Annotated in this window: 8 protein-coding genes; 4 read left to right on the top strand and 4 right to left on the bottom strand. The window is 62.9% G+C overall.

Annotated elements, in window-relative coordinates:
* The coding region (locus KDH09_16025) for a hypothetical protein (GenBank protein ID MCB0221207.1) at positions 1-908 on the top strand (908 nt) is incomplete at its 5' end.
* 1 nt (position 909) lies between these two features.
* On the opposite strand, the gene KDH09_16020 is transcribed toward KDH09_16025, so the two are convergent.
* Positions 910-1872, bottom strand: coding sequence for an NAD(P)-dependent alcohol dehydrogenase (locus tag KDH09_16020; protein MCB0221206.1), 963 nt, complete (start codon positions 1870-1872; stop codon positions 910-912).
* 51 nt (positions 1873-1923) lie between these two features.
* Positions 1924-2838, bottom strand: a complete 915-nt coding sequence (locus KDH09_16015; protein ID MCB0221205.1) for a crotonase/enoyl-CoA hydratase family protein — start codon at positions 2836-2838, stop codon at positions 1924-1926.
* A gap of 147 nt (positions 2839-2985) precedes the next feature.
* Between KDH09_16015 and KDH09_16010 the strand changes: the two genes are divergently transcribed.
* Together KDH09_16010 and KDH09_16005 are read left to right on the top strand one after the other, a co-directional pair.
* Positions 2986-3633, top strand: coding sequence for a TetR/AcrR family transcriptional regulator (locus KDH09_16010; GenBank protein ID MCB0221204.1), 648 nt, complete (start codon positions 2986-2988; stop codon positions 3631-3633).
* Between the two features lie 6 nt (positions 3634-3639).
* Positions 3640-4626, top strand: coding sequence for a hypothetical protein (locus tag KDH09_16005; GenBank protein MCB0221203.1), 987 nt, complete (start codon positions 3640-3642; stop codon positions 4624-4626).
* A 68-nt stretch (positions 4627-4694) separates the two neighbouring features.
* Here the strand turns inward: KDH09_16005 and KDH09_16000 are convergent, their stop codons facing one another.
* Positions 4695-6248 carry a hypothetical protein gene (locus KDH09_16000; protein MCB0221202.1) on the bottom strand — a complete coding sequence of 518 codons (1554 nt, stop codon included), beginning with the start codon at positions 6246-6248 and terminating at the stop codon, positions 4695-4697.
* 229 nt (positions 6249-6477) lie between these two features.
* Here KDH09_16000 and KDH09_15995 point away from each other — a divergent pair, with 229 nt between their 5' ends.
* Positions 6478-7344 (top strand): TetR/AcrR family transcriptional regulator, encoded by an 867-nt coding sequence (locus tag KDH09_15995; GenBank protein ID MCB0221201.1) that lies wholly within the window; start codon positions 6478-6480, stop codon positions 7342-7344.
* Here KDH09_15995 and KDH09_15990 read toward each other — a convergent pair whose 3' ends face one another.
* A complete protein-coding gene (locus KDH09_15990; protein MCB0221200.1) occupies positions 7345-8622 on the bottom strand; it encodes a chloride channel protein in 1278 nt (425 codons plus the stop codon). It lies immediately after the preceding gene.
* Positions 8623-8820 lie beyond the last annotated feature (198 nt).

Below are 8820 nucleotides of genomic sequence, written 5' to 3'. Positions count from 1 at the left end.
CGGGTCTTGTCGGGCTGAGCTTTCCTGCGGGCTCTCTGGCAATCGGCTACTACGTCTTCTTCACCTTCTTCAAGCTCTGGGCCTACTACCACGTGGTGCGCCAGCACTGGGGCTTCTTCCGGCTCTATAAGTCGAAGGCCGACGACTTCGATCCGCGCTGGGAGCGGCTCGACACCTGGTTCTTCAACCTGATGCTCTACCTGCCGCTGCTGCTCTTCTTTACCGCGCCCTTCTACCTGCAAACGCCGGGTTTCTATCCCGACCTGGGATTGCAGCGGCCGCTCGCGGGCGGGCTCACGCTGGCGGGGGTTTTCCGCCCGCTCTTCTGGACACTCTATATCGGGGCGCTCGGGGCCTACGCTCTCTCGCTATGGAAGCGCCGCAGCGAGGGCGAGAGCCTCAACGGCGCCAAGCTCGCGTTCCTGTTCTCCATCGTGCCGCTGCACCTGATCGTCTATGCGGCCAGCCCCCTGCTGGCCGCCTTCGTCATTCCCATCGTGACCGTGGGACACAACATCCAGTATCACCGCATCATCTGGGACTACGCACGAAAGAAGTATTACGCAGATGGGAAGAAGACCGCGCAGCGCTACCCGTGGGCGCGCCGCGCGTATTCGAGCTGGCTGGCCTACGGCGCGATCGGCATCGTCTTTACTTTCGCCTGTTACCGCGGTCCATGGATCATCTGGCTGCGAAAGGCGCTGGGCGGGCTCATCGATGATTCCATCGTGAACGCCTCCCTGAGCACTGCCGGTTTTGGCGAGGCAAGCTATTCAGGCGTCGGGGAGAGCGTGGCATTCGCCTTCATCATCGGCTGGGCGCTCCAGCACTACTACCTGGATTCAAAGATCTGGCGCATGAGCAGCGATCCCGAAGTGCGCCGCCTGCTGGGCGTGGAGAGCGACTGACTCAGGGAATCAGGACGATCTTCCCGACGGTGCGGCCGCTCTTGCTCTGCTCAAACGCCGCATCGATCTCGGCGAGCGGGTATTCCTTCGACACAATCACCTTGATGCGATCCTCTGCAACGGCCCTTGCCACCGGCAGGAGCTGGCGGCCCGTGGGCACGCCAAGCAGGGTGCGACTCCTCAGCGGTGAGGACACGAGGTGCGCAATGGCGCTCGGGGAATTGGGCGAGACGTTCACGTGGCGACCGCCGCTACCGAGCAGCTTGCGACACTTGTTTCCCGGATAATCGCCCACGCAGTCGACGACGACCTGAAAGGGCGCGAACTGCTCCGCCTGTTCAAGGGAGTCGCCCTTTGTGTAATCGATCACTTCATCGGCGCCCAGATCGCGCACGAGCTTCTCATTGCGCGCCGAGCACACGCCCACGACAAATCCGCCGCAGACGTGCTTGGCAATTTGCACCGCCAGGTGTCCCACTCCGCCCGAGGCGCCCAGGATGAGCGCGTTCTCACCGGCCTTGAGGCGCCCGATGTCGGCAACTGCATGCCAGGCCGTGTAACCCGCGACCGGGAGCGTGGCGGCACTGATAAAGTCCACGCCCTCGGGCAGGCGGCAACACATGCGCGCGGGAACGATGAGGCTCTCCGCGTAGCTTCCCTGCTGTCCAAGAAATGCGAGCGAGATTCCCGCCACCGCGTCGCCGGGCTTCACATGGGAGACGCGGCGCCCGACTGCTTCGACAATGCCCGCGAAATCGAGTCCCGCCGGTACGGGCCCGCGCGGCCTTAGCAGCCGCCCGGCCAACGAAGCGCTGCCCGATTCGAGCATCTTCCAGTCGGCCGGGTTCACGCTCGCAGCCTTCACCGCCACGCGCACCTCGCCCATACGCGGCTCGCGCGTGGAGATTTCCTTCATGACCAGGGGCGCGTCGGCCGCCCAGGATTCCTTGATGACCGCCTTCATGGTTGCTCTCCTTTGCCCGAGGATAGAGAGCGGGCACGCAAAGTAGAAGCCCTAGCCCTTGAAGGTCGACTTGCCGAAGTCGCCGAATGGCTCGTCGCGCTCGCGCACCGCTTCCTTGAAGCCCTTCTTCATGGCCAGTTGCTGGAAGTCGTATCCCTCCCTGGTGTGGCGGGTAATCCCGTCGAAGACGGTGCCGAGGATCTGAGTGGTGTGCAGGCCCTGGGCCATGACGCTCTGGTTGAGCAGCAGCTTCATCATGATGAGCTGATTGACGGGCATGCGCGCGATGCGCCCGAGCAGGATTTCGAAGCGTTCGTCGAGTTCTTCGGCCGGCGCCGATTCAATGGCCAGGCCCCACTCGACCGCTTCTTTTCCCGAGAGGCAGTCGCCGGTGAAGAGCAGGCGCTTGGCCTTTTCCAGCCCCAGCCGATGCACCCAGATGGAAGTCGTCGGTGATCCCCACACCCGCGCGGGCGGGTAGCCGATCTTGGCGTCTTCGGCGATGACCAGCAGATCCGAGCACAGCGCCATGTCCGTGCCGCCGGCCACGCAGAATCCGTGCACCTTGCAGACCACGGGCTTGTTGCCATGGAAAAGGCTCATGAACCCGCGCACGTTGCGGCTCATCATCGCGTAATCGATGGTGGGATCCCACGCGGAGTTGGGGATGTGGTTTTTTGCCTGCACCATCGGATCGAGTGGCGAGTTTTTCGGCCGGTCCGGATCTTCCTGCCGGCTGAGCATCCCCTCGGCGTTTTCCACCAGATCGTAGCCCCCGCAAAATCCGCTGCCGTTTCCCGACAGCGCGATGACGTGGACCTCTGGATCAAGGTCGGCGCGCTCGACACAGGAAGCGATCTCTCGCGGCATGTCGAAGGTGATGCCGTTACCGCGCTCGGGACGGTTCAGCGTGATCCGGGCAATGCGTCCGGTCTTTTCATAGGTCAGCGTCTTGAATTCGCTCATGGAATCTCCCCGCGGGCTGATCAGCCGGCTAATCAGATATTACAGCCAAGGCGATAGACGAACAAACTCGTAATATATCTGACATTTCAAAATAGAGATTGACAGTAATTATAGAGTACATATATTACTTATTCAGGAGACGGAGGCATGAGCGCGGCAGCCAGCCCCCGCCCCGGGCGCAGGGGAAATGATTCAGATGAGGTGCGAGAGCGCATCCTGACGGCCTTTTCGGAGAAGGCCCGTCGCTCCGGCACCCGCTCGATCGTCATGGGCGAGCTGGCCGCCGAGCTGCGCATGAGCGCCACCACCCTCTACAAGCACTTCGGATCCAAGGACGACATCGTAACGGCGCTGGTTGAACGCTGGGCCGAGGATCTGGCCGAGTCGCAGGCGGCGATGCCCAGAGATCGGAAGTTCGACTCGGCGGCCGAGGGACTCATGCACTGGGCGAAGGCGTGGTCGCAAAAGGTCTCGGAATACTCGCCCGCGTTCTGGGACGACATCGAGCGAGATCACCCCGAGGCTTTCAGGATCTTCGAGGATGAAGTCGGCAAGTGGCGGCGAATGGGTGCGAACCTGTTGCGCCCGAGCATCCGCAAGGACCTGCATGCCGACACCGCCCTGGCAAACCTCAACCTGATTCTCGACAATGCGCCGCGCCCCGAGTTCTGCGAGCGCCTGGGAGTAACCCGGCGCGAGGCCATTGAGACGTCCATCGCAATCTGGGCCCGCGGCGCGCTGGAAAATGCCGGGAAGCTGCACCCGATTACAACTACACACAAGAAGAAGAGGTGACATTCGATGCATCTACTCAATCGAACAAAGACAGACCCCGCCCTCAAGCGAAACTACCTTGCGGGCCTGAAGGCCTTTGCCCTCTGGGCTCGCAACCCGGTAAGCGAATTCGGCGCCTCTCAGAATTTCAAGATGGTCTTTGCCGTGGGCGGCCCCACGATCCGCCGCATGGTCGATCGGATGCGGGCCCACCCGGAGGGACGGCGCATTCTCGCGGATCGACCGGACCTGGGCGCCGCTCTCAACGACATGCAGGCACTCAAGAAACTTCCAGAGGCCAGCATGGGGCGCACCTACTACGAATTCATGAGCGGCGAGGGGATCATCCCCGGCTACGTGCTGGCGGGCCTCGCCTACAAGGGCGGCGATTTCGACCGGCTCGAATGGCCCGAGGAAATGAAGTGGCTCGTCGAGCGCATCGGCAACACCCATGACATGACCCACATGCTCTCGGGCTACGGGGCCGACCTTGCCGGTGAAACCCTCAACATCGCCTTCAGCCTGGGGCTCTATGCCCCCAGTCCTTTCATGCGGAATCTCACCCGCCTTGAAGCATTGGGCACCGGGCTGGTGTTCCGTCCAAAGTGCGGTATGACCAAATGGATGCAGTACATGCTCGAAGCCTATGAGCGCGGAGCCGGAGCGTCGAAGAAGACTCCATTCAACTGCGTCTATTTTGAGGAGCTCCTGCCCCTCTCGCTTGAAGAAGTCCGGGGAAGACTGGGGGTAATGCCACCCAAAAATCCAACGGTTCTTCATACCGAGGACTGGTATACCAGCAAGCTCGCAGAACAGGCGGCCAACGGCTACGGCGCAATGGACAAGGCCATGGAACGGATCGAGTGCACCAAAGCCATGGTCGAATCCGGCATCGCGGCCAAAGCAATCATGAGAGCCCCGCGCAAAGACGCCGACCGCGCGCGCCAGATGTTCCAGCAGGGCGCCCGCAACGAAGCGGTACTGCAGGCCCTGGAAGCACATCCACGCGTCTGAGCTGAAAACACACAACAAAAGGGCCGCCCAACCGGGCGGCCCTTTTTCGTTCCTGAGAGACGCGAGACTTATTCGGGCTGGAGCCGGATGATCCCGGTGAAGGTGCCGCTGACGATCTCCCGGTTCGGGCCGATCTCGGTGGCGGCATAGGCACTGTTGTAGCGCGGCAGGTAGCCCAGGTTCTTGTGAAAGACGCTGGCACCGGTGTCCCAGTCGATGCCCTCGAGGGTCCACTTCGTGGAGCGCTGGCCGATGCAGTAGGCAAGGTTCGTGGCCGTGCTCATGGTGGGGATGCCGTTGGGGCAGCTCACCGAGGGATTGGCCCACGCGCTGTTCAGCTTGCGGGTTGCCGGGTTCCACACGAATTTCTCCGCGCCATAGGGCGCGTATTCGGGCAGGTTGGTCAGCGCTACCAGAAGCTGGTTGAACAGGTCAGGAAGCCACTTGGGCAGATCGAAGCCGTAGTCGTTGTTGACGACCATCGCGCCGTAGCCACGCACCAGTACCGACTGCTCGGAAACCGACGTCGTGGCGCTGGGGTCACCGAATGTGACCGGCACCTCGGCGGCGATGCGGCGGTCCTTGCCCGGGGCGATGGGCTGCCAGTCGGCGGGAATCTCGTCACGCCAGAAGAGGACGAGGTTCATGAGCGCCTCGCCGTCGGTAATCACCACGAACTTGTCCTGGTTTCCCGTGCCCATGAGCGAGGGCGTCGCGCCCGAGCCGGCGCCCAGACGCCCGCCCACCTGCTCTTCGGGTCCGACTTCGTAGTCGGCGGTCCAGGCGATGCTCAGGCTGGAGCCGTCCCACTGGACGCGGTGCATGTGCTTGCTGGTGACAACGTAGATGCCGCCGTCCTCATCCACGGCGATGGAGTTGGAGACTTCCTCACCTTCCCCCAGAGCGATCGTCTGGAGGCCGGTAAAGTTGCGGTTGATGATACCGACAATTCCTTCCGCGGTGGCGAAAGCCAGCTTGCCGTCCCAGGTCATGTTCAAACCCACCAGCGAGTCCGACGAAGAGGCTAGCGCCGAGGCCGGGAGCTGGAACTCGGCGATCTTCACAATCCCGGAGAAGGGCTTGCCCGAAGTCGCATCGGTGAATGCACGGAGCTTTGTCCCCTGGGGCGCATAGAACACGCCATTCTTGTCGAGCACCGTGTAGGCGCCGGAGAGCGCATCGAGACTCAGGTCCGACGAACTCTGGTCGATGTAGGCGAGTTCCTCCCCACGCGGATCGACCTTAGCCGCATAGAAGGGGGTGTTGGCCCAGAAGGAGCGGTCACCGGCGCCGTTGGCATTGCCATAAGCCAATGTGATCGCACCGGGCGTGCCGAAGATGTAGTCCACATCGATGGAGTCGTTCTCGTCGAGCCCCGCCCAGGGCGAGCTGGCCTGGTTGTAGGGCCCGCGGTGAGTCATGGGCCAGGGTGAGTCGGCCAGGTACGGATTGGCCGGTGGTTCGTTGCCGTCGTCAAGGTAGGCCGGCGGCGGCGGAGGCGGCGGGGTTCCCCAGGCAAGCGCCTCAACTGTGAAGGCCGAAAAGCTCAGCGTTTGCACTGCGAGAAGTGCGATCAGTAGTCCCTTGAGAAAGCGCGCGGTGTGCGCGGTCGTGTGTTTCATGCCCGGATCCCTTCGCTTCTTGGATTGCTCCGATCACTATCAAACACAATGTATGATTGCAAGCATAAAAGAGACCTACTTTACCAGGCAATCGGCACATATCAGTATAACTACTGAATATTACTGGATTTTTATGGGCACTTGCCGCATGCAGAAAATCAGACATTGAGTATGAAAATGGCCATTCGGCAACATCTCGTGTATAAGCATATCCAGGAGCAATCTGAACGTGGCGGCCAGAACCAGCAGGCGAACATCACCCGGCGGCATTGCGCCCGCGCGCCCGGCGCGTGCCGGAAGGCGGAGTAATCCCGAGGGCCCGGTGCGCCGCGATGAAGGCAGCGCCGCCCTCGAAGAGATGAAAGATCAGGCCACTTCGCTGGCCCTGCGCGTGACCGCACTCGGTCCCGAGGCGCGCAAGCTCCTGCAGCCCTCTTCGAAAGGCCCCGCCCCCTCCGGGCGTTTCGGCCTCACCCGCGCCGAAGCGCTCGACATGGTCGTCGACGTCGCTGCGCGCAACGGTGCCAACAAGAGCTACGGAAAAATCATGCGCGGGGCCGCCGACGTGCTGGGCCTGCGCGGCGTCGATGCGGTCGATGTGAGCGACATTCTCGAATCCGCCGGCGTCTCGCGCTTTACCTACTACCAGTTCTTCGGCAGCAAGGAAGATGTGCTCGTCGCGCTCTTCGATCTGATGATGAGCGTGTGGGAGCGGCTGATCACCGACACCATCGCTGCGGGCGGCCCGCCCGAGAAGCGCCTCAAGCGCGTGTTGCGTACGGTAACCGGCGCTTTTTCCATCGCGGGCTTTCTCTTCCGTGTGCTCATTGTGGAGGCCCAGCGTCCGGGTTCCCCCCTGGCGCCGCGCCTGGAGGAATTCCGCCAACGCACCGTCGAGAAGCTCCTGCCCGTCTACGCCGAGGCCACCGGGCGGGAGGTCGACCCGCTTCTTGTGCGCACGCAGATGACCGCCATCCTCGCCGTCGCGCTGGACTTCGAGCTCTCGCCCGACAGCACCCCCGAGGAAATGGCCCGCGCCGAGGACTACATGGCGCGGCTCATCACCGCCCTGGGACGCCGCCGCGACGACGCCTGACTACTTTTTCGTTGATTCGTTCTTGCCCGCGGCCATGTCCCGCAGGCTCATCTGCGCGGGAAGGCCGCGGCCGCCCTTACCGCTGAGCACGCGCTGCGAGGGGTAGATGCTGCGATGACCCGAGAGGATGTAGGTCAGCACGCACACGATCACCACGTGGGGGAAGATCTCCGCGCCCAGAAGTTCAAGCGCCATGATCGAGAGCGCGAGCGGCGTATTCGAGGCGGCAGCGAAGATCGCCGCCATTCCCACGCCGGCGCCCAGCTCAATAGGGATACCGAGCCCACGCGCCAGCACGCTTCCCAGTGTCGCACCGATGAAGAACAGCGGCGTGACCTCACCACCCAGAAATCCCACGCCCAGTGTCACGGCGGTGAAGACCAGCTTGAGCGCAAAGGCATAGGCTGGAAGCGCGGGGTCCTCGAAGGCACGCACGATCGTCGGCACGCCAAGGCCCAGGTAGTCGCTCGTCCCGACGAGCTGCCACATCCCCACAACGGCAATGCCGCCGAGCAGCATCCGCACCGGCAGACGCGAGAAGTGCGCCTCCCCCTGCTTCTTGATGAGATGGGTGAGTTCGATAAATGCCCAGGTCACCGCCGCTGCGGCGGCCGAGAAAGCCACCCACTTCAAGAGCAGCAGCGGCGTGAGCCCCACATGAGGCGGCGAGAGGTAGCTCGTGTGATGAATGCCCAGCCCCCGCGTCGTCATGTCACCGACGATCGAGGCCACCACCGCGGGAACGAGCGCCTTGTATTCGATGCGCCCGAGCACCACGAACTCCAGCCCGAACACCGCGCCGGCAATGGGCGTTCCGAAGACCGACCCAAAACCGCCTGCGACGCCCGCGGCCAGAAGCTGGCGGCGCGTCTCCTTGCTCACCCGCATCCGGTGGGAGATCCAGTCGGTGATGCTCGCGCCCATCTGGACCGCCGTGCCTTCGCGGCCGGCACTGCCGCCGAAAACGTGGGTGAGCACCGTGCCGATGAGCACCATGGGCGCCATGCGCAACGGAATCTCGGGGCCCTCATCGTGAATGGTATCGATGACCAGGTTGTTGCCGCCCTTGATGGACTGGCCGTAGCGCTCGTAGATCCAGCCGATAACGAGGCCCGCCACCGGCAGGGTGTAGACAATGATCTCGTGGCCGGTGCGATAGTCCGTGGCCAGTTCCAGCAGCCACAGGAAAAGGGCCGAGGCCGCGCCGCAGGCCACGCCAATGATGGAGCCCAGCAAAATCCACTGGCCCAGCGCCGTGAGCATCTCACGCCGGGTCATAAGCAGATCCCCACAGAGGAGAATCGCCGGGTCGGACGGGCATCGGGGCGGAGCGTAAAGGACTGGTCTCGCATGGTGTGGGTACCACCAGTGTGAAGGACGCGAAAAGTGATGGCGGGCTCTAGCCGACGCATATCGAACGGTTGCGACAGATCCCACGTGGAAACCTACCTCGCAGATGCTGCTTTTGGAAGAGCT

Source organism: Chrysiogenia bacterium (assembly GCA_020434085.1).
Taxonomy (GTDB): domain Bacteria; phylum JAGRBM01; class JAGRBM01; order JAGRBM01; family JAGRBM01; genus JAGRBM01.
Note: the sequence above shows the minus strand (reverse complement) of the source record. Positions and strands in the feature narration are given on the sequence as shown.

What these genes read in the sequence shown, in the direction of transcription:
- KDH09_16005 (MCB0221203.1), top strand. Translation starts at nt 3,640, where the DNA reads ATGCATCTACTCAATCGAACAAAGACAGACCCCGCCCTCAAGCGAAAC.
- KDH09_16020 (MCB0221206.1), bottom strand. Translation starts at nt 1,872, where the DNA reads ATGAAGGCGGTCATCAAGGAATCCTGGGCGGCCGACGCGCCCCTGGTC.
- KDH09_15990 (MCB0221200.1), bottom strand. Translation starts at nt 8,622, where the DNA reads ATGACCCGGCGTGAGATGCTCACGGCGCTGGGCCAGTGGATTTTGCTG.
- KDH09_16015 (MCB0221205.1), bottom strand. Translation starts at nt 2,838, where the DNA reads ATGAGCGAATTCAAGACGCTGACCTATGAAAAGACCGGACGCATTGCC.
- KDH09_16000 (MCB0221202.1), bottom strand. Translation starts at nt 6,248, where the DNA reads ATGAAACACACGACCGCGCACACCGCGCGCTTTCTCAAGGGACTACTG.
- KDH09_16010 (MCB0221204.1), top strand. Translation starts at nt 2,986, where the DNA reads ATGAGCGCGGCAGCCAGCCCCCGCCCCGGGCGCAGGGGAAATGATTCA.